The 20,507-nt window shown below is 58.9% G+C and carries 18 protein-coding genes; 4 read left to right on the top strand and 14 right to left on the bottom strand.

Annotated features, from left to right (window positions below; all coding sequences use genetic code 11):
• Positions 1 to 3 precede the first annotated feature (3 nt).
• The gene (locus LOY52_RS08100) at positions 4 to 717 is read left to right on the top strand and encodes a DUF3108 domain-containing protein (protein ID WP_258679009.1); all 714 of its coding nucleotides are present in this window, start codon (positions 4 to 6) and stop codon (positions 715 to 717) included.
• Positions 718 to 911: 194 nt separating this feature from the next.
• On the opposite strand, the gene LOY52_RS08095 is transcribed toward LOY52_RS08100, so the two are convergent.
• Positions 912 to 2,537 (bottom strand): methyl-accepting chemotaxis protein, encoded by a 1,626-nt coding sequence (locus LOY52_RS08095; protein ID WP_258679008.1) that lies wholly within the window; start codon positions 2,535 to 2,537, stop codon positions 912 to 914.
• 138 nt (positions 2,538 to 2,675) lie between these two features.
• The gene (locus LOY52_RS08090) at positions 2,676 to 3,722 is read right to left on the bottom strand and encodes an amidohydrolase family protein (RefSeq protein ID WP_408980423.1); all 1,047 of its coding nucleotides are present in this window, start codon (positions 3,720 to 3,722) and stop codon (positions 2,676 to 2,678) included.
• Positions 3,723 to 3,851: 129 nt separating this feature from the next.
• Between LOY52_RS08090 and LOY52_RS08085 the strand changes: the two genes are divergently transcribed.
• On the top strand, positions 3,852 to 4,268 hold the full coding sequence (locus LOY52_RS08085; RefSeq protein WP_258679006.1) for an OsmC family protein: 417 nt from the start codon (positions 3,852 to 3,854) through the stop codon (positions 4,266 to 4,268).
• Positions 4,269 to 4,329: 61 nt separating this feature from the next.
• On the top strand, positions 4,330 to 5,202 hold the full coding sequence (locus LOY52_RS08080) for a pirin family protein (RefSeq protein ID WP_258679005.1): 873 nt from the start codon (positions 4,330 to 4,332) through the stop codon (positions 5,200 to 5,202).
• 85 nt (positions 5,203 to 5,287) lie between these two features.
• Here LOY52_RS08080 and LOY52_RS08075 read toward each other — a convergent pair whose 3' ends face one another.
• The 4 genes from LOY52_RS08075 to LOY52_RS08060 form a co-directional block, all read right to left on the bottom strand.
• Positions 5,288 to 6,016, bottom strand: a complete 729-nt coding sequence (locus tag LOY52_RS08075; RefSeq protein ID WP_258679004.1) for a dienelactone hydrolase family protein — start codon at positions 6,014 to 6,016, stop codon at positions 5,288 to 5,290.
• A gap of 68 nt (positions 6,017 to 6,084) precedes the next feature.
• On the bottom strand, positions 6,085 to 7,989 hold the full coding sequence (gene htpG / locus LOY52_RS08070) for a molecular chaperone HtpG (RefSeq protein WP_258679003.1): 1,905 nt from the start codon (positions 7,987 to 7,989) through the stop codon (positions 6,085 to 6,087).
• 81 nt (positions 7,990 to 8,070) lie between these two features.
• Entirely contained in the window at positions 8,071 to 8,523 is a 453-nt protein-coding gene (locus LOY52_RS08065) for a PaaI family thioesterase (protein WP_027614042.1), read from the bottom strand.
• Positions 8,520 to 8,996 (bottom strand): PaaI family thioesterase, encoded by a 477-nt coding sequence (locus LOY52_RS08060; protein ID WP_258679002.1) that lies wholly within the window; start codon positions 8,994 to 8,996, stop codon positions 8,520 to 8,522. Before LOY52_RS08060 ends, LOY52_RS08065 begins: the two co-directional genes overlap by 4 nt.
• A gap of 158 nt (positions 8,997 to 9,154) precedes the next feature.
• On the opposite strand from LOY52_RS08060, the gene LOY52_RS08055 reads away from it, so the two are divergent.
• Entirely contained in the window at positions 9,155 to 9,391 is a 237-nt protein-coding gene (locus tag LOY52_RS08055) for a hypothetical protein (protein WP_007962865.1), read from the top strand.
• 88 nt (positions 9,392 to 9,479) lie between these two features.
• On the opposite strand, the gene LOY52_RS08050 is transcribed toward LOY52_RS08055, so the two are convergent.
• The 8 genes from LOY52_RS08050 to LOY52_RS08015 form a co-directional block, all read right to left on the bottom strand.
• Positions 9,480 to 9,881: an MAPEG family protein gene (locus LOY52_RS08050; RefSeq protein WP_258679001.1), complete on the bottom strand. Its 402-nt coding sequence runs from the start codon at positions 9,879 to 9,881 to the stop codon at positions 9,480 to 9,482.
• Positions 9,881 to 10,618: a DUF599 domain-containing protein gene (locus tag LOY52_RS08045; RefSeq protein WP_027614039.1), complete on the bottom strand. Its 738-nt coding sequence runs from the start codon at positions 10,616 to 10,618 to the stop codon at positions 9,881 to 9,883. Before LOY52_RS08045 ends, LOY52_RS08050 begins: the two co-directional genes overlap by 1 nt.
• A 257-nt stretch (positions 10,619 to 10,875) precedes the next feature.
• A complete protein-coding gene (brnQ, locus tag LOY52_RS08040; protein ID WP_027614038.1) occupies positions 10,876 to 12,189 on the bottom strand; it encodes a branched-chain amino acid transport system II carrier protein in 1,314 nt (437 codons plus the stop codon).
• Positions 12,190 to 12,577: 388 nt separating this feature from the next.
• Positions 12,578 to 13,459, bottom strand: a complete 882-nt coding sequence (gene sucD, locus LOY52_RS08035) for a succinate--CoA ligase subunit alpha (RefSeq protein WP_003223019.1) — start codon at positions 13,457 to 13,459, stop codon at positions 12,578 to 12,580.
• The gene (sucC, locus tag LOY52_RS08030; protein WP_003223015.1) at positions 13,459 to 14,625 is read right to left on the bottom strand and encodes an ADP-forming succinate--CoA ligase subunit beta; all 1,167 of its coding nucleotides are present in this window, start codon (positions 14,623 to 14,625) and stop codon (positions 13,459 to 13,461) included. The genes sucD and sucC overlap by 1 nt, the downstream gene beginning before the upstream one ends.
• A 202-nt stretch (positions 14,626 to 14,827) precedes the next feature.
• Entirely contained in the window at positions 14,828 to 16,264 is a 1,437-nt protein-coding gene (gene lpdA / locus LOY52_RS08025; protein ID WP_007962860.1) for a dihydrolipoyl dehydrogenase, read from the bottom strand.
• Between the two features lie 97 nt (positions 16,265 to 16,361).
• Positions 16,362 to 17,585, bottom strand: coding sequence for a 2-oxoglutarate dehydrogenase complex dihydrolipoyllysine-residue succinyltransferase (odhB, locus tag LOY52_RS08020; RefSeq protein WP_258679000.1), 1,224 nt, complete (start codon positions 17,583 to 17,585; stop codon positions 16,362 to 16,364).
• A gap of 42 nt (positions 17,586 to 17,627) precedes the next feature.
• Positions 17,628 to 20,459 carry a 2-oxoglutarate dehydrogenase E1 component gene (locus LOY52_RS08015; RefSeq protein WP_258678999.1) on the bottom strand — a complete coding sequence of 944 codons (2,832 nt, stop codon included), beginning with the start codon at positions 20,457 to 20,459 and terminating at the stop codon, positions 17,628 to 17,630.
• Between the last annotated feature and the right edge of the window lie 48 nt (positions 20,460 to 20,507).

The raw sequence follows: 20,507 nt of genomic DNA, 5'->3' as shown, positions 1-20,507 counted from the left end.
TTTATGCGTCGCGCCCTGCTCTTCGCTTGCGCTCTGCTCGCCCTGCCTTTCGCGCAGGCGGCAGACCTTCAACCGTTCTCCGCCAGCTATACCGCCGACTGGAAGCAGCTGCCCATGAGCGGCACCGCCGAACGCAGCCTGACCAAGGAAGCCAACGGCGTCTGGAAACTCAGCTTCAAGGCGTCGATGATGATCGCCAGCCTGACCGAAGAAAGCACCCTGACGCTGGACAAGGATACACTGCTGCCGCAGTCCTACCACTTCGAACGTGGTGGTCTGGGCAAAGCGAAAAAGGCTGATCTGGACTTCGACTGGAACAGCAAAATGGTCACCGGCACCGACCGTGGCGACGCGGTGAAGATCCCGCTGAACCGTGGCATGGTCGACAAGTCGACCTACCAACTGGCCCTGCAGCATGACGTGGCCGCCGGCAAGAAGACCATGAGCTATCAGGTGGTCGACGACGGTGAAGTCGACACCTATGACTTCCGTGTACTGGGTGCAGAGAAAGTCGACACCAAGGCCGGCAAGATCGATGCAATCAAGGTCGAGCGCGTGCGCGACCCGACACAAAGCAAGCGCATCACGGTGCTGTGGTTCGCCAAGGACTGGGATTACCTGCTGGTGCGCCTGCAACAGGTTGAAACCGACGGCAAGGAGTACAACATCATGCTCCAGGACGGCACGGTCAACGGCAAGGCTGTCAAAGGCAGCTGATCCGCCGCTACACCGAAAAGCCCCGCAATTGCGGGGCTTTTTTATGCCTGCGGTTTTCGCGACGACACATATCCCCTGTGGGGAGCGAGCCTGCTCGCGAAGGCGTCAGTTCAGCCGACTTGTATATGGCTGATACACCGCTTTCGCGAGCAGGCTCGCTCCCACAGGGTTCAGCTCGATCATCAAGGGTCAGCTCAGACCGAAAATTTGGCCACCATATTGTTCAAATCCACCGCCAGCCGCGACAACTCCTGGCTTGCCGCACTGGTCTGATTTGCCCCCGCCGACGTCTGCATCGCCAGATCGCGGATGTTCATCAGATTGCGGTCCACCTCCCGCGCCACCGCCGCCTGCTCCTCCGAGGCGCTGGCGATCACCAGGTTACGCTCGTTGATCAAGGTGAACGCCGAGGCAATTTCCTCCAGCGCCACGCCCGCAGCCTTGGCCAGTTCCAGAGTCGAATTGGCGCGGACGCTGCTCTGTTGCATCGAACTGACCGCCGAATCGGTGCCCTGCTGGATGCCACCGATCATCTGCTCGATTTCCTGGGTCGATTGCTGGGTGCGATGCGCCAGCGCCCGCACCTCATCGGCCACCACCGCGAAGCCACGCCCGGCATCCCCGGCCCGCGCCGCTTCGATCGCTGCGTTCAGTGCCAGCAGATTGGTCTGCTCGGCAATCGAGCGGATCACGTCGAGCACTTTGCTGATGCCATGAACCTTCTGCGCCAGATCCTCGACCTGCGTTGCATTGGACGTGACATCGTCAGCCAGGAATTGAATTGAAGTCACTGTCTGGTTGACCTGCTCGCGACCATGCTGGGCAATCCGGTCAGACTCGCGCGACGCCTCGGAAGTCGCCACGGCGTTGCTCGCCACCTCTTCCACGGCAGCGGTCATCTGATTGACTGCGGTGGCCGCTTGCTCGATCTCCAGACTTTGCTGGTGCAGCCCGCGCGTGGCGTCCTCGGTGACGCAACTCAGTTCCTCCGAGGCCGACGCCAACTGGCTGGACGACTCGGAAATCTGCCGGATGGTGTCGCGCAGGTTGTGCTGCATGCTTTTCAGCGCCTGCAGCAGCCGCGCCGGTTCGTCCTTGCCGGAGATACTGATATCGCCCGTCAGGTCACCGCCGGCCACCACTTCCGCCACGCCGAGTGATTGCGCCAGCGGCAGGACGATGCTGCGGGTCAGCAGCAGCGCCAGACCGATGGTGATCAGCGCGGTGATGCCAATCATCACCCCGACCCACACCCGCGAATTGATGAAGACCAGGCGCGCGGCTTCGGTGGCAAGGTTGGCGTTGTGCTTGTTCAGCTCGACCAACTCCTTCAGGGTGGCCGCCATGTCGTCGGCCAACGGGCTCATTTCACCGTTGAGAATCGCCGCCGCCTCCTCCACCCGATTCTGTGCGGACAACTGCATGACCTGCGCCTGAAACTCCAGGTACTTGTGCTCGGCAACCTTGAAGCGGTCGAACAACTTGCGCTCTTCGGGCAGCACGATCAACACGTCATAGCGTTGTTGGGCTTCGCTCAACACACCGCGCAGGTCATTGAGCTTGGCGACATTCTGCGCCAGCGTCTGCGGGTCACGATTAAGCAGCAGGCGCATGGTCAGCGCACGCAGGCGCAACATGTCCTGACTCATCTCGCCGACCGCCATCACGCTCGGCAGCCAGTTGTTGTCGACCTCATCGGACTGGGCGCGCATGTTCGCCATTTGCAGCAGGGCGAACGCCCCCAGGGCAAACACCATCAGCGCCAACACACCAAAACCCAGGCCGGCTCGCGGCGCGATATTGAGACTACGGATGCTCATGACTCTGGTTCCTTCCAAAAGCGCTGCATCAACCCTGCAGCTGGTTGCTTTAGAAGGTATCGGCCCGGCGAAAATTTGCGTAAGACCAAAAGGTGATATCAAAAGGCCTTGATACTTCGAACCCTCGGCATTAACGATTCAGCGCGGTTTCCCGGACTTTGCTGCTGTTCGGGGCAATATCGCCAGGAAGTTATCCCGGGCGACTTTGCGCGCGACGTCTTCGGGCAATGCATCAAGAAACGGCGTGAAACTGCGCATTTCCTCACCGAGCTTGTTGAATCGGCCTACAACATCCGAACCCAGCATGAAGCGCTCAGGGTATTTCTCGACCAATGCCAGCCATTCCGCACGCGGCTTGCCCTGCTCGTCCAGCAGATACGGCGTGAGCATGCTCCACGACAGATCAATGAACAGGTTCGGATAAGCCTCAAGCATCCGGCTCACCGTCGGCAGGAGGAATTTCAGTTGCGTCTGGTGCCGATGGATTTCCGCGCTGGTGCCGGCGTGCGCCCAGATGAACCGCGTGTGCGGGTGATTACGCAGGGGTTCTTCGATTTCCTTCAGGTACAGCGGATTCTTCTCACGCTTGGAGGTGATATTGGAATGCAGCATCACCGGCAGATCGTTTTCGGCGGCCAGGTGATAGATGCGGGTCATCGCTTCGTTATTGGCTCGTGGCGTGTCGCCGGCAGTCAGCGCGGTCAGATCATCATGGCGGGTGAACACTTCGCCAATGCCCTGCCACAGCCCCGGATACAGGTCGAGCATGCGTTGAATATGCGCGGCGGAGTTCTTGTCATTGGGGTTAAAGCCCGAGAGGAACGGATGGAAGTGCTGACGCTGCTCCGCAGTCAGCTTTTGTACGGCATCGGCAACGATCACGTCGGTGGCGCTGTACCAATAGGCATCGGCGTCATCGCCGGCGTAATAGCGCGGACGCTTGGGTTCGTCCTCATGCCATTTCTTCGCCACGGGAATCCCGGAAATCATCACATGATCGATGGAATTGTCTTGCATGGCCGTGAGCAATTTCGCCATGCCGGCGGTTTCCTGGAAAAAATCCACGTAGTGCAAGTGCGCATCGCTGTAGGTGTAATCGCGGGCGCTGGCGCTACCGGCAAATGCCAGCAGGCAGGCAAGGCTCAAACGAAACAAGGACACAAGTAATCTCCGGCAGGTAGGCATAGCCTAGACCCTGAGCCGATCACAAGGGTTCATCCTGCAGGAAAGTGGAACGCGCCTCCGTAGGAATGCTCTATAACTGCAAGGTCTTTTTTGATCGCACGACTTTTTCCTACTGCCAGTGAGGTTGCCATGACTGTTACCGTCAATACCGTCTCCGCCGAAGGTTTTCGTCACACCGTACAGATCGATGACCACGAATTGTTTGCCGACGTGCCGAAGTCTGCCGGCGGCGAAGGCTCGGCCCCCGAGCCACACGACTACTTCGACGCCGCGCTTGGTGCCTGCAAGGCACTGACCCTGAAGATGTACGCGAAAAAGAAAGACATCCCGCTGACCGGCGTGGGTGTCGAGGTCAAACGCGACAACAGCGAAGAGCAGAAAGGCAAATACGCCCTGCACGTGACGCTTACCCTCAAGGGCGTCCTCACCGATTCCCAGCGTGAAGAACTGCTGCGCGTCGCCGATCGCTGCCCGATCCACAAACTGATGACCACCACCGACGTCAGCATCGAAACCCACGCCCCACAAGGCTTCGACAGCCAGTAATCACCCTCTTGCCAGCGGCGGGTTATGCTTCTGGCATCACCCGCTCAGCCTGGAATGCACCATGGATACGCAACCACTGATCATCCGCCCGCGTGCCGAAGACGTCGAAGGCCAGCCGATCCTGCGCCCGCTGCCGTCAGCCAAATGCCGCAGCGTCGGGCCTTTCGTGTTTTTCGACCATATGCTCGAAACGGTTTATCCGACGGGCAAAGGCATGAACATCCGACAGCATCCGCACATTGGTCTGTCGACACTGACCTACCTGTTCGAAGGGCAAATCCAGCACAAGGACAGCCTCGGCTCCGATCAAGTGGTCAGTGCTGGCGATGTCAGCTGGATGACCGCCGGCAGTGCGATTGCCCACGTCGAGCGCACGCCCGAGCCGTTGTGGGAACAAAGCTTCACCATGCACGGTTTGCAGATCTGGCTCGCTTCGCCCAAGGATCATGAGCAAGGCCCGGGACATTACAGCCATCACCCGGCGGCAACCTTGCCGGTCAGCGATAACCTTGGTGTGCAGATCCGGATGATCGCCGGGTCAGGCTTTTGCCTGGAATCACCGGTGCCGGTGCTTTCTCCTACGCTATACGCCGAAGTGAAGATGCAGACCGCGACCACTTTGCTGATCCCGACCGAGCACGCGGAACGCGCGATTTATTTGCTGAGTGGCGATGCGCAGTTGAATGGCGAGCCCCTTGAGCCCCATGCGCTGGCGGTGTTGCCGGCCGGAGAAGAGATGAGCCTGTTTGCCGAGAGCGATGTACACGCGGTGGTGTTTGGCGGCGCAGCGCTGGACGGGCCACGGCGGATCAACTGGAACTTTGTCGCAAGCGATCCGGCGGCGATCGATGAGGCGCGGCGCAAGTGGGCGGCCGGGGAGTGGCCGACGGTGCCGGGGGAAATCGAGCGGATTGAATTGCCGGCGGGCCGGTAAAGCAAAAGATCGCAGCCTGCGGCAGCTCCTACCTGCGATCGATGTAGGAGCTGCCGCAGGCTGCGATCTTTTGATTTTGAAACAATCAGCCTTTGAACACTTCTTCCAGCAAGTCATGCATCGACTTGAACGCACGCTTGGCGGTCTTCGCGTCGTACATCATCTTGCCCGGCACATTGGCATGCGGATCGGTGAACGAGTGCACCGCACCGCCGTAGCTGAGCAACTGCCAATCGACCTTCGCCGCGTTCATTTCATCTTCGAACGCCGGCAATTGCTCTTTCGGCACCAACGGGTCGGAGGCACCGTGCAGTACCAGCACCGAGCCCTTGATGTTCTTTGCATCCGCCGGGTTCGGCGAGTCGAGCGTGCCGTGGAACGACACCGCCGCCTTCACCGGTGCACCGGTTCGCGCCAGGTCCAGTGCACAGCAACCACCGAAGCAGAACCCGAACACCGCCAGCTTCGAGGTATCGACCGCTGCCTCGCCCTGCTTCTGCAACTGCTCGAACGCTGCCTGCATACGCTTGCGCAACAGAGCACGGTCATTCTTCAGCGGCATCATCGCCGCGCCGGCCTCGTCAGCGTTCTGCGGACGCACAGCCTGGCCGTAAACGTCAGCAATCAACACCACGTAGCCCTTGGCCGCGACCGACTTGGCGATTTCTTCCGCGCCGGCGCTGACGCCCATCCAGTTCGGCGCCATCAACAGGCCCGGGCGTGCGCCCTTGTGCTCAGCATCGAATGCCAGACGACCTTCATAAGGCTGGCCATCCAGCTGATAGACCACGGAACGTACAGTGACTTGGCTCATTTCTGACTCCTGATTAGTTAAACACCAGAATGAAAAAACCCGCCGAAGCGGGTTTTTCTACATCGTGATTAGGCTGACAGCTCAACCAGCAGCTTGTTCAGACGGGTCACATAAGCGGCCGGGTCTTTCAAGCTTTCGCCAGCCGCCAAAGCAGCCTGATCGAAGAGGATGTGCGACAAGTCGCCAAAACGCCCTTCGTTCTGCTCGCCGTCGAGTTTCTCGATCAGCGGGTGGCTCGGGTTGAATTCGAAAATCGGCTTCGACTCCGGCACTTTCTGCCCGCTGGCTTCGAGGATCTGGCGCATTTGCAGGCCCAGGTCCTGTTCGCCGATGGCCAGAATGGCTGGCGAGTCGGTCAGACGATGGGAAACCCGGACTTCCGCCACGAAATCGCCCAGCGCGGTTTTCAGGCGCTCGACCAAACCTTCTTTGGACTTGGCGACTTCTTCTGCGGCTTTCTTGTCCTCTTCCGAGTCCAGGTTGCCCAGATCAAGATCACCGCGTGCCACGTCGACAAAGGTCTTGCCGTCGAATTCGCTGAGGTAGCTCATCAGCCACTCGTCGATGCGATCGGTCAGCAGCAGCACTTCGATGCCTTTCTTGCGGAAGACTTCCAGGTGCGGGCTGTTCTTGACCTGCGCGTAGGTTTCGCCGGTGAGGTAGTAGATCTTGTCCTGACCTTCCTTGGCGCGCGCCAGGTAGTCAGCCAGACCGACAACTTGCTCGCCGTCGTCGCCTTGAGTCGATGCGAAACGCAGCAGACCGGCAATTTTTTCCTTGTTGGCGAAATCTTCTGCCGGGCCTTCTTTCATGACCTGACCGAAGTTTTTCCAGAAGCCCTTGTATTGCTCAGGCTCGTTTTTCGCCAGTTTTTCCAGCATGTCCAGCACGCGCTTGGTCAGCGCCGACTTCATCGAGTCGATGATCGGGTCTTTCTGCAGGATTTCCCGCGACACGTTCAGCGACAGGTCGTTGGAATCGACCACGCCCTTGATGAAGCGCAGGTACAGCGGCAGGAACGACTCGGCCTGATCCATCACGAACACGCGTTGCACGTACAGCTTCAGGCCTTTCGGCGCTTCACGCTGGTACAGGTCGAACGGCGCGCGGGCCGGCACGTACAGCAGCGAGCTGTACTCGAGTTTGCCTTCGACTTTATTGTGGCTCCAGGCCAGGGGGTTTTCGAAGTCGTGAGCGATGTGCTTGTAGAACTCCTGGTATTCCTCGTCCTTCACTTCAGTGCGCGGACGGGTCCACAGGGCGCTGGCGCGGTTGACGGTTTCCCATTCAACGGCAGGCTTCTCTTCGCCTTCAGCGGCAGTGACTTCTTTCGGCAACTCGATCGGCAGCGCGATGTGGTCGGAGTATTTCTTGATGATGTTGCGCAGACGCCAGCCGTCGGCGAATTCGTCTTCAGCGGATTTCAGGTGCAGGACGATGCGGGTGCCGCGTTCTGGCTTGTCGATGGTGGCGACTTCGAATTCGCCCTCGCCTTTCGACGACCAGTGCACGCCTTCGCTGGCAGGAGTGCCGGCGCGACGGGAATACACATCAACCTGGTCGGCAACGATGAACGCCGAGTAGAAGCCGACACCGAATTGGCCGATCAGGTGCGAATCTTTCTTCTGATCGCCCGAGAGATTCTTCATGAAATCGGCGGTGCCCGACTTGGCGATGGTCCCCAGGTGGGTGATCACATCGTCACGGTTCATGCCGATACCGTTGTCTTCGAGGGTGACGGTCTTGGCGTCCTTGTCGAAGCTCACACGGATTTTCAGTTCAGCGCCACCTTCGAGCAACTCAGGCTTGGCCAGGGCTTCGAAGCGCAGCTTGTCGACAGCGTCAGAGGCGTTCGAGATCAATTCGCGAAGGAAGATTTCCTTGTTGGAATACAGCGAATGGATCATGAGGTGCAGCAGCTGCTTTACCTCGGTCTGGAAGCCCAGGGTTTCCTTTTGAGTTTCCACACTCATGGTCATCAAACTCCAATCAGATGGCAGTGGCCGCGACCCAAAGGGTCGGCGGCGGGTTGTTCACTGAGTTGGGGGCGGCGTTCAGGATTTCAAGGGCTCATCAATTTTGAAATGTGCACGGGCGGTGGCAATCGGTTCGCTCTCGGTGCTTTGCCAGGCCGTGATGGCGACGTTGGCCACGCGCCGGCCCTGACGACAGACCTGACATTTGGCCCAAGTGTCGCGAAACTGCCCGGCGCGCAGGTAATCCAGAGAAAAGTCGATGATCTTCGGCACCCCGGGCGAACCGGTGAAGATCAGCAAATGCAACGCGGCTGCCAGCTCCATGAACCCGGCAATCACCCCGCCATGGATCGCCGGCAATAAAGGGTTACCAATGTTGTCCTTGTTCGCCGGCAGCTTGAACAGCAATTCATCGCCGACCCGGGAACATTCGACGCCGATCAGCCCGGCGTAAGGAATTATCCGCAACAACGGCGCGTAATCGCCCTGAGCGTGAGCCTGCAGCAGCTGTTGCTTCCAGTCATCGCTCATCGATTCTCTCCTTTGACCTTGCCGCCAAATCCCTGGGTGCCTTTCAGGTTTTTGCCCATGCGCATGAAAGTGCCGACGACATGGGCGATCGGCTGATTCGGGTCATCCTGATAAGCAAAGCCGCGAGCGAAGATCACATCGGTGGTGACCCGGTAACACTGGGCAAAGCCATAGACGTCCTTGGTCGGCTCGGCGGCGTGCATGTAGTCGATACGCAGGTCCAGGGTCGGGCAGACTTCGAACTCCGCCAGCACGCACAATGTGGACATGCCGCACGCGGTGTCCATCAGCGAGGTAATGGCACCGCCGTGAATAACCCCGGTCTGTGGATTGCCGACGATTTGCGCGCTGTATGGCAACCTCACCGTCAGCCCTTCGCTGCTGGCGCTGTGTACCGTCAAACCGAGCACCTGACAATGGCGCAGGGCCGAAAGAAATCGCGTCGCGCGCTCAAAAACGGGGTTTTCAGCCATTTGATAATTACTCTCGTCAGAGCCTTGTGCCAGTAGTAAGCAATACGGCAAAAGTTCCACTAAAAAACAAACTTATATATCTGAACGAAATGAGGAACTTAACCTTTGGCGCTGCGCTCTTAAGGCCAGTAGTTATTTTCCATAAGGAGAAACACCCCATGCGTAAGACTTTAGCTATTGCCTTGATGTTGACCGCTTCCCTCGGTCTCGCTGCCTGCGATAAAAAATCCGAGGACAAAGCTCAAGATGCCAACCAACATGCTGAGCAAGCTCAGCAAGACATGAACAAAGCTCAGGATAAAGTGAACGACGCAGCAAAAGAAAACGCCGAAGCTGCCAAAGCTCAGGCTGAATCGAATCAAGCTGCTCAGGAAGAAGCTGCCAAGAAGCAATAATTGCGACTTGATGCAGAAAAAGAAAACCCGCCAAGTGCGGGTTTTCTTTTGTCTGTGATTTTTTGTCAGTCTTGGCTTAGAGGCTTTCTTAGAGCAATACGGTTCTAAAAGTCGGACTAATCATCAGCAACAAACTGCAGATCAGGCCGATCAGCCACACCAGGCTGCGCAAGGATGGTTTATCCGCCAGGTACAACCACACGTAAAGAATTCGCGCGATCACAAAGATGATTGCCAGCGCATCGATCAACCAGCCTTGGGTTTGCGTGGTGTGCGCCATCAGCACACCCACGGCGAACAGGATGAACGCTTCGATGCAGTTCTGGTGCGCCGCCAGCGCCCGCGCGCCATAGCCAGTGAGTTGCGCCTGCTGTTGGCGCGGCAGGTGGTTGTTGTAACCGCCCTGCTCTTTCATGGCTTTACCCACCGGCATCCGCGCGATGTAAATCAACAGTGCACTGATAAACACACACCAGAACGGAATACTCATCAAGCAGCCTCTTTATTGGTTTCGGGCAATGGTGCCTCTGTAGGGGTATAGACCATCACATCCAGCACGTCGGAATGAAACTCGCGGCGGTACAACACGATGACCACCCCGGCACTCATCAACATGAACAGCCACGGGCTGACAAACCACGCCAGCATGCTCATGCCGAAGTAATAAGAGCGCAGACCGAAGTTGAACTGGTTGGCCGCCATCGAAATCACCCGCGCCGCCCGCAGTGCGAACGCCTTGCGCTCCTGCTCCGAGACCTGACGCTCACCGATCATCGGCGCGGAACCGACCAGCACCGCAGCAAAGTTGTACTGACGCATGCACCAACTGAAGGTGAAGAACGCATAGACGAACACCAGCGCCAGACACAGCAACTTGATCTCCGACATGCCCTGCGATGCCTGCTGCACCATCGGGATGTCCGCCAGCAACGACACGGCGCGCTCGGATGCACCGAGCACGGTGAGGATGCCGGCGAGGATGATCAGCGTGCTGGAGGCGAAGAACGAGGCGTTGCGCTCCAGATTGCCGATCACGCTGGCGTCGGCGATACGGTTGTCACGCAGCAGCATGCGGCGCATCCAGTCTTCGCGATACAGGTGCAGCACGCTGGCGAGGCACGCGGTGTCGCGGGCCTTCCACGACGCATAGCGGGTGTAGCCGCCCCAGCAGATGACAAACCAGAGCGCGGCCAGCAGGTGGATCAGATTGGCTTGGATGAACGACATGCAATTCCCTGTGGAGTATGGATGCTACCTGTGGGAGCGAGCCTGCTCGCGAAAGCGGTGTATCACACAACATTGATGGCGGCTGACACAACGCTTTCGCGAGCAGGCTCGCTCCCACATTAAGACTTCGGCAGTGCTTCGACGTTAGCTCGCGGAAAAAGACACTGCCAGACGCCCATAAAAAATGCCCCGTATCGATTGATACGGGGCATTTCTGTTTAAGCGCTGAAGACCCGCTTGTGGCGGGTCAGACAACGTCAGGCAACGGCTTCGCTGCGCTTGCCCAGCAGGCGATCGCAGACCACGGCGACCACCAGAGTCATCACGCATGGCACCAGCCACGCCAGGCCCTGCTCGCTCAGCGGCAGGTGCGACAGCTGCGACGGCATCCAGTCAGCCAGACCGGCGCCCTTGAGCGCGTCGATGGTGCCGAACAGGAACGACACCAGCATCACCGGGCCGAGGATCCGCCCGTGTTCATGCCAGAAGTCTTTGCAGAAGCTCAGAGCCACCAAGACGATGCACGGCGGGTAGATCGCGGTCAGCACCGGGATCGAGAACGCGATCAGCTTGGTCAGGCCCAGGTTGGACACCAGCAGCGAGAACGCGGCGAGGATGATCACCAGGGTCTTGTAGGACAGTGGCAGCACGCGGCTGAAGTATTCGGCGCAGGCGCAGGTCAGACCCACCGCCGTCACCAGACACGCCAGCGAGATCAGCACCGCGAGGAAACCGCTGCCCAGCGAACCGAAGGTGTGTTGCACGTAAGCGTGCAGCACCGCCGCGCCGTTGGTGGCGCCGACCGCAACTTCGTGGCTGCCGGAACCGAGGCGGAACAGGCTGATGTACACCAGCGCCAGACCGACACCGGCGATGAGACCGGCAATGATCGCGTAACGGGTGATCAGCGCAGGCGACTCGACGCCACGGGAGCGGATCGCGTTGACGATGACGATACCGAACACCAGCGCGCCGAGGGTATCCATGGTCAGGTAACCATTGATGAAGCCCTGGGAGAACGGTGCCGCGACGTATTCCGGCGTGGCCTGACCGATATCACCGGCCGGCAGGGCGAACGCGGCGATGCCGAGTACCGCCAGGGCGATGATTTTCAGCGGCGCGAGGAAACGCCCCACGGTATCGAGCAGACGGCCCGGATACAGCGAGATGAAGAACACCAGCAGGAAGTACACCGAGCTGTAGAGGAACAGCGCCAGAGGGCTTTCGCCGGTCAGCGGCGCCAGACCCACTTCGAACGACACGGTCGCGGTCCGCGGGGTGGCGAACAGCGGGCCGACCGCCAGGTAGCATGCCGCGGCGAGCACACCACCGGCGATCTTGCCGATCGGGCTGCTCAGCGCATCCATCGCACCACCGACCTTGGCCAGGGCGACGACGGTGACCACCGGCAGACCGACCGCCGTGATCAGAAAGCCCAGCGCCGCCATCCAGACGTTAGGTCCGGACTGCAGGCCGACGATAGGCGGGAAAATGATGTTGCCGGCCCCGACGAACAGGGCAAATGTCATAAAGCCCAGTGCCAGGATGTCCTGACCTTTCAAAACTTTCATTAAGGAAATACCACACTACTGAATCGGAATTTAGAGGGGGATTTCCCTGTGGGGTTAGGGAAATGCTGTCAGTCCGTATAAGACTGACCCGTTTAGCGCGTTGCATGCCTTGTGGGCGGCAGACGCAAAAATGGCTGCTAGCCTAACGAATTTGTCTGACAAACGCACTGTTTGAGGGCGAACTATCCGATACACGACGTGTCCGTGTCGCGTTTACGCATTTAAATTTCATAAACAAAGCAAAGATCAAAAGATCGCAGCCTTCGGCAGCTCCTACACAGGATCATCTGTAGGAGCTGCCGAAGGCTGCGATCTTTTGATCTTCAGAAACAACAAAGGCCACCCGAAGGTGGCCTTTGTCTGGTGAAGCGTCAGTCAAGCACGAGGCTTACTTGACAGCCCAACCGGTCAGCTCGGCCAGGGCCTTGCCGATGTCTGCCAGCGAACGCACGGTTTTTACGCCTGCGTCTTGCAGCGCAGCGAATTTCTCGTCTGCAGTGCCTTTGCCGCCAGAGATGATTGCGCCAGCATGGCCCATGCGCTTGCCCGGAGGAGCAGTCACACCAGCGATGTAGGAAACAACCGGCTTGGTCACGTGCGCCTTGATGTAGGCAGCCGCTTCTTCTTCAGCCGAACCGCCGATCTCGCCGATCATCACGATCGCTTCGGTCTTCGGGTCTTCCTGGAACAGCTTCAGGATGTCGATGAAGTTCGAACCCGGGATCGGGTCACCACCGATGCCGACGCAAGTCGACTGACCGAAACCGGCGTCAGTGGTCTGCTTCACAGCTTCGTAGGTCAGGGTGCCGGAACGCGAAACGATACCGACCTTGCCTGGCAAGTGAATGTGACCTGGCATGATGCCGATCTTGCATTCGCCTGGGGTGATCACGCCTGGGCAGTTAGGGCCGATCAGGGTAACACCCAGCTCGTCGCACTTAACTTTGGCGTCCAGCATGTCCAGGGTAGGAATGCCTTCGGTGATGCAGACGATCAGCTTGATGCCGCCGAACGCTGCTTCCAGGATCGAATCCTTGCAGAAAGGAGCCGGAACGTAGATCACGCTGGCGGTAGCGCCAGTGGCAGCTACGGCGTCTTTGACGGTGTTGAACACTGGCAGACCCAGGTGCTCGGTGCCGCCTTTGCCCGGCGTTACGCCGCCAACCATCTTGGTGCCGTATTCGATGGCTTGCTGGGTGTGGAAACTACCTTGCGAACCGGTAATACCCTGGCAGATAACTTTGGTGTCTTTATTGATCAGGACGCTCATTATTTGCCCTCCGCAGCTTTGACAACTTGTTGAGCAGCGTCGGTCAGGCTGGTAGCAGCGATGATGTTCAAACCGCTTTCTGCCAGTACTTTAGCGCCCAGCTCAGCGTTGTTGCCTTCAAGGCGAACAACAACCGGGATTTTCACGCCGACTTCTTTCACGGCGCCGATGATGCCTTCGGCAATCATGTCGCAGCGAACGATGCCGCCGAAGATGTTGACCAGTACTGCAGCGACGTTGGTGTCGGACAGGATGATCTTGAAGGCTTCGGTCACGCGCTCTTTGGTAGCACCACCACCTACGTCGAGGAAGTTGGCTGGCTTGCCGCCGTGCAGGTTGACGATGTCCATGGTACCCATGGCCAGGCCGGCACCGTTGACCATGCAGCCGATGTTGCCTTCCAGGGCTACGTAGTTCAGTTCGAACTTGGCAGCGTGCGCTTCGCGCGGATCGTCTTGCGACGGATCGTGGAAAGTCTTCAGCTTAGGCTGACGGTACATGGCGTTGGCGTCGATGTTGATCTTGGCGTCCAGGCAGTGCAGATCGCCGTCAGCCTTGATCACCAGCGGGTTCACTTCCAGCAGGGCCAGATCGTGATCCTGGAACAGCTTGGCCAGACCCACGAAGATCTTGGCGAACTGGGCAACTTGCTTGCCTTCCAGACCCAGTTGGAACGCCAGCTCGCGACCCTGGAATGGCTGAGCGCCAACCAGTGGATCGATAGTGGCTTTCAGAATTTTTTCTGGAGTGTCGTGAGCGATTTTCTCGATGTCCACGCCACCTTCGGTGGAAGCCATGAACACGATGCGACGGCTCGAACGGTCAACGACAGCGCCCAGGTACAGCTCTTTAGCGATATCAGTGCACGATTCAACCAGGATCTTGGTGACTGGCTGACCATTGGCGTCAGTCTGGTAAGTCACCAGACGCTTGCCCAGCCACTGCTGTGCGAAGGCCTTGGCGTCTTCTTTGTTGCGAACCAGCTTGACGCCGCCCGCTTTACCGCGACCACCGGCGTGGACCTGGGCTTTGACAACCCACTCGCTGCCGCCGATTTTGTCGCAAGCTTCTGCTGCTGCTTCCGGGGTGTCTACTGCGTAACCAGTGGAAACTGGCAGGCCGTATTCAGCGAACAGCTGCTTACCCTGATACTCGTGAAGATTCATGCTTTTTACCGTCTTCGTTAGGTACTGCGCATTCGGCGCTGCGCTCTTGATGAGTGCCGCGCCACCTGTGACTGCTGCTTGCGTAGCCTTTCCGGATACCCGGTACAGCTACGCAAGACTGCGTCCAGCGGACATTCCGCGGTGAGACTTGCTCGCAAGGCTCACGACGGGCCGTTACCGCCGTGGTTTCTTATTGTGTGTCTTAACGCTTCTTGCGGTTGGCAATGTGGATGGCGCCGCCATTCACCGCCAGAGCAGCTTCGTGCAAGGCTTCAGACAGGGTCGGATGGGAGAAAACCATCATGCCCAGGTCTTCAGCGCTGGTGCCGAATTCCATACCGATCGCGCCCTGCTGAACCAGTTCTGCAGCGCTCGGGCCAATCACGTGCACGCCCAATACGCGGTCAGTCTTGGCATCAGCGATGACCTTGACGAAACCACCGGTATCGTTGGCGGCCATGGCACGGCCGGAAGCGGCGAACGGGAAGGTGCCGACGTTAACTTCAACGCCTTCGGCTTTCAAGGCCTGCTCGGTTTTGCCAACCCACGCGATTTCCGGGTGAGTATAAATAACCGAAGGAATCAGGTCATAGTTCATCTGGGCTTTGTGGCCCTTGATGCGCTCGACAACCATGATGCCCTCTTCCGAGGCCTTGTGCGCCAGCATCATGCCGCGAACCACGTCACCGATGGCGTAAACGCCCGGTACGGTGGTGGCGCAGTGATCGTCAACGTGCACGAAACCGCGCTCGTCCAGGGTCACGCCGCTGTCGGCAGCCAGCAGATCAGTGGTCACCGGACGGCGACCAACGGCTACGATCAGCTTGTCGAAAGTGATGGACTGTTCGCCGTTGGCATCGGTGTAGTTAACAACGACTTCGTCGCCGTTCACTTTCGAACCGGTTACGCGAGCGCCCAGCTTGATGTCCAGACCTTGCTTGGTCAGGGTTTTCAGCGCTTCCTTGGAAACAGCGGTGTCCGCTGCCATCAGGAAGGTGTCCAATGCTTCGAGGACAACCACTTCGGAACCCAGACGCGACCACACCGAACCCAGTTCCAGACCGATCACGCCAGCGCCGATCACGCCCAGACGCTTAGGTACGGACTGGAATTCCAGAGCGCCAGTCGAATCGACGATGACTTTCTGATCGACCGGAGCCGGCGGAATGTCGATCGGACGCGAACCTGGGGCCAGGATGACGTTTTCGGCTTCGATGACTTCAACCGAACCGTCCGGCTTGGTGACTTCGACTTTCTTGCCAGCCAGCAGCTTGCCGTGGCCCTGGATCGAAGTAACGCCGTTGGCCTTGAACAGGGTGGCAACGCCGCCGGTCAGGTTCTTGACGATGCCAGCCTTGCGGCCAACCATCGCAGCGACGTCCATTTTGACTTCGCCGGTCGAGATACCGTGAACGTTGAAGCTCTCTTTGGCTTCCTTGTACTTCCAGGAACTGTCCAGCAGCGCCTTGGACGGAATGCAGCCGACGTTCAGGCAAGTACCGCCGAGGGCCTGTTTGCCTTCAGCGTCGGTGTACTTCTCGATGCAGGCAGTGGTGAGACCCAGCTGCGCGGCCTTGATGGCAGCTACATAGCCGCCAGGGCCGGCACCGATCACTACTACGTCAAATTTCTGCGACATTCAAAAAATCCTCTTTAGCGAAAAGCTTCAAGCCGCGCGCTGCGGGCCGTACCGCCGTTGCCGACGGTACGCCACCCGCAGCGCATGGCTGCTTCTATCAGATATCCAGCAACAGACGAGCCGGATCTTCCAGCAGGTTCTTGATGGTCACCAGGAAGGTTACAGCTTCTTTGCCATCGATCAGACGGTGATCGTAGGACAGTGCCAGGTACATCATCGGACGGATCACGACCTGACCGTTGATGGCCATAGGACGCTGGATGATGTTGTGCATGCCCAGAATCGCTGCCTGCGGCGGGTTGACGATCGGGGTCGACATCATCGAACCGAAGGTACCACCGTTGGTGATGGTGAAGGTACCGCCGGTCATCTCTTCCATCGACAGTTTGCCGTCACGGGCTTTCTTGCCGAAAGTGGCGATGCCGCCTTCGATTTCAGCCAGGCTCATCAGCTCGGCGTTACGCAGAACCGGAACTACCAGACCACGGTCGCTGGAAACCGCAACACCGATGTCGGCGTAGCCGTGATAAACGATGTCCGCACCGTCGATCGAAGCGTTGACTGCCGGGAAGCGCTTCAGCGCTTCAGTGGCCGCCTTGACGAAGAACGACATGAAGCCCAGGCGCACGCCGTTGTGGGACTTCTCGAACAGGTCCTTGTACTTCGAACGCAGGGCCATGACTTCGGTCATGTCGACTTCGTTGAAGGTGGTCAGCATCGCCATGTTCGACTGGGCTTCAACCAGACGCTCTGCAACCTTGGCACGCAGACGGGTCATCGGCACGCGTTTTTCAACGCGGTCGCCAGCAGCGAATACCGGCGCAGCGGCAGCCGGAGCAGTAGCCTTGGCAGGTGCGGCAGCCGGAGCGGCTTTCTTCGCGGCAACAGCAGCGACCACGTCTTCCTTGGTCACACGACCGCCTTTGCCGGTGCCGGCAACGGAAGCGATGTTGATGCCGTTCTCTTCAGCCAGCTTGCGCGCAGCCGGCGCAGCAACAGGATCGTCTTCGCCTTCGGCAGCAGCCGGGGCAGCGGCAGCAGCGGCCGGAGCAGCAGCGGCGGCTGGAGCAGCGGCAGCAGCGCCACCCGCTTCGATGGAGCCCAGGACTTCGTCGGACAGAACAGTGTCGCCTTCGTTCTTGACGATTGCGCCCAGCACGCCGTCGGCGGTCGCCAGCACTTCCAGTACGACTTTGTCGGTTTCGATGTCGACGATCAGGTCGTCACGCTTGACGGCGTCGCCCGGTTTTTTGTGCCAGGTGGCAACGGTGCCATCGGCAACCGATTCCGGGAAAGTGGGGGCTTTGATCTCGATAGCCATTATCTGTGGTTCCTTAAATTCGGTTTCAGGTGCGCGAAGGCGTTAAACGGTAAACGCGTCTTGCAGCAGTTTTTCCTGCTGCTCGGCGTGCATCGATGCGTAACCACATGCTGGGGCAGCAGAAGCCTCACGGCCCGCGTACTCGAATACGAGAGACTTGTTGAGGTTACCGATGCTGCGACGCAGGTGATGCTGGCTGCAGTACCAGGCACCCTGGTTCATCGGCTCTTCCTGACACCAGACGGCATGCTTGACGTTGGTATAAGGCGCCAGGACTTCTTTCAAGTCGTCCTCAGGGAATGGATACAGCTGCTCGATACGCACGATGGCGATATCGTCACGGCCTTCGGCACGACGCTTTTCCAGCAGGTCGTAGTAGACCTTGCCGCTGCACAGAACAACGCGCTCGACCTTTTTCGGGTCCAGGGCATCGATTTCCGGGATCACGGTCTGGAACGAACCTTCAGCCAGATCTTCCAGGGTCGATACGGCCAGTTTGTGGCGCAGCAGCGACTTCGGCGTCAGCACTACCAGAGGTTTGCGCAGCGGACGAATCACCTGACGACGCAGCAAGTGGTAGATCTGGGCCGGGGTGGTCGGCATGCACACCTGAATGTTGTGCTCGGCGCACAGCTGCAGGTAACGCTCAAGACGTGCCGAGCTGTGCTCAGGACCCTGACCTTCGTAGCCGTGCGGCAACAGCATGGTCAGACCGCAGAGACGGCCCCACTTGTGTTCGCCGCTGGTGATGAACTGGTCGATAACAACCTGTGCACCGTTGGCGAAGTCGCCGAACTGGGCTTCCCAGATCACCAGCGCGTTTGGCGTGGTGGTCGAGTAACCGTATTCGAAGGCCAGTACCGCTTCTTCCGAGAGGAACGAGTCGTACAGGTCAAAACGTGGCTGACCGTCGTACAGGTTCTGCAGCGGAATGTAGGTGCCCGCGTCTTTCTGGTTGTGCAGCACAGCGTGACGGTGCGAGAACGTACCGCGGCCGATGTCCTGACCGGTCATGCGGATCGGGTGACCTTCGAACGCCAGGGTTGCGTACGCCATGGTTTCGGCGTAACCCCAGTTGATCGGCAGGCCGCCGGCTTGCATCTTCTGACGGTCTTCGTAGATCTTCGCGACCTGACGCTGAACCACGAAGCCTTCCGGAATTTCCAGCAGCTTGGCGGACAGTTCCTGCAGGGTCTTCAGATCGAAACGGGTGTCGTGACGCGCAGTCCAGGCGTGGCCCAGATACGGACGCCAGTCCACGAACAACTCTTTGTTCGGCTCTTTGACCAGCGATTTTACTACGTGCAGACCGTTGTCCAGCGCGTTGCGGTATTCGTCGACTTTCGCCTGAACACGCTCTGCGTCGACTACACCGGCCTGGGTCAGACGATCAGCGTACAGCTCACGGGTAGTGCGCTGCTTGGTGATCTGCTGATACATCAGCGGCTGGGTGCCGCTTGGCTCGTCGGCCTCGTTGTGGCCGCGACGACGGTAGCAGACCAGGTCAATCACCACGTCACGCTTGAACTGCATGCGGTAGTCGATGGCCAGCTGGGTCACGAACAGCACGGCTTCCGGATCATCACCATTCACATGGAGGATCGGCGCCTGGATCATCTTCGCAACGTCGGTGGCGTACTCGGTGGAACGCGAGTCCAGCGGGTTGCTGATGGTGAAACCCACCTGGTTGTTGATCACGATGTGCACGGTACCGCCGGTCTTGAAACCGCGGGTCTGCGACATCTGGAAGGTTTCCATGACCACGCCCTGACCTGCGAATGCAGCGTCACCGTGGATGGAGATCGGCAGAACCTTCTCACCGGTCGGGTCGTTACGACGATCCTGACGGGCGCGAACCGAACCTTCTACCACCGGGGAAACGATCTCCAGGTGGGATGGGTTGAACGCCATGGCCAGGTGAACTTCACCGCCGGCGGTCATTACGTTGGACGAGAAGCCCTGGTGGTATTTGACGTCACCGGAACCCAGCTCGACCTTCTTCTTGCCTTCGAACTCGTCGAACAGCTCGCGCGGGTTCTTGCCGAAGGTGTTGACCAGCACGTTCAGACGGCCACGGTGGGCCATGCCGATGACGACTTCCTTGGTGCCGTAGGAACCGGAACGCTGGATCAGTTCGTCGAGCATCGGAATCAGGCTTTCGCCGCCTTCCAGACCGAAACGCTTGGTGCCCGGGTATTTGGTGCCCAGGTATTTTTCCAGGCCTTCACCGGCAGTGACGCGCTCGAGCAGGTGGCTCTTGATGTCGGCGGAGTACGTCGGACGACCGCGCACGCTTTCCAGACGCTGCTGGAACCACTGGCGCTGCTCGGAATCGGTGATGTGCGTGAATTCAGCGCCGATGGTGCGGCAATATGTCTGCTGCAACGCTTCGTGAATTTCGCGTAGGCTCGCTTCCTCTTTGCCGATGAACAGGTCGCCGGCACGGAAGGTCGTATCAAGATCGGCATTGGTCAAGCCGTAATGATTGATCGACAGGTCTGCAGGTGCAGGACGCTGCCACAGCCCCAGCGGGTCAAGCTGGGCTGCCTGGTGGCCACGCATACGGTAGGCCTGGATCAATCGCAGCACTTCAACTTGCTTCTTCTCGTGCTCACTGCTCACGCTCCCGGCGGAAACCGGTTGAGCGCGGCGCTGGTTCTTTGCCAGCAGCACGAAATGATCGCGAATTGTGGAGTGCGAAACATCAGTGGCAGAGCTGCCGTCGGCAGGCAGCTTCTGAAAGTAGGTGCGCCACTCTTCTGGCACAGCGTTAGGGTCGTGCAGGTAGAGCTCATAAAGCTCTTCCACATAGGCAGCGTTTCCACCTGAAAGGTAGGCGCTGTTCCACATGCGCTGCATCACGCTTTCTTGCATGCTTGGTCACCCTCGGTTAGGGGAACACCATCGGCGTCAATACCGAGC

The sequence above is a fragment of the Pseudomonas sp. B21-051 genome (genome assembly GCF_024748795.1).
GTDB lineage: Bacteria > Pseudomonadota > Gammaproteobacteria > Pseudomonadales > Pseudomonadaceae > Aquipseudomonas > Aquipseudomonas putida_A.
This window is presented reverse-complemented; position numbering and strand designations above follow the sequence as displayed.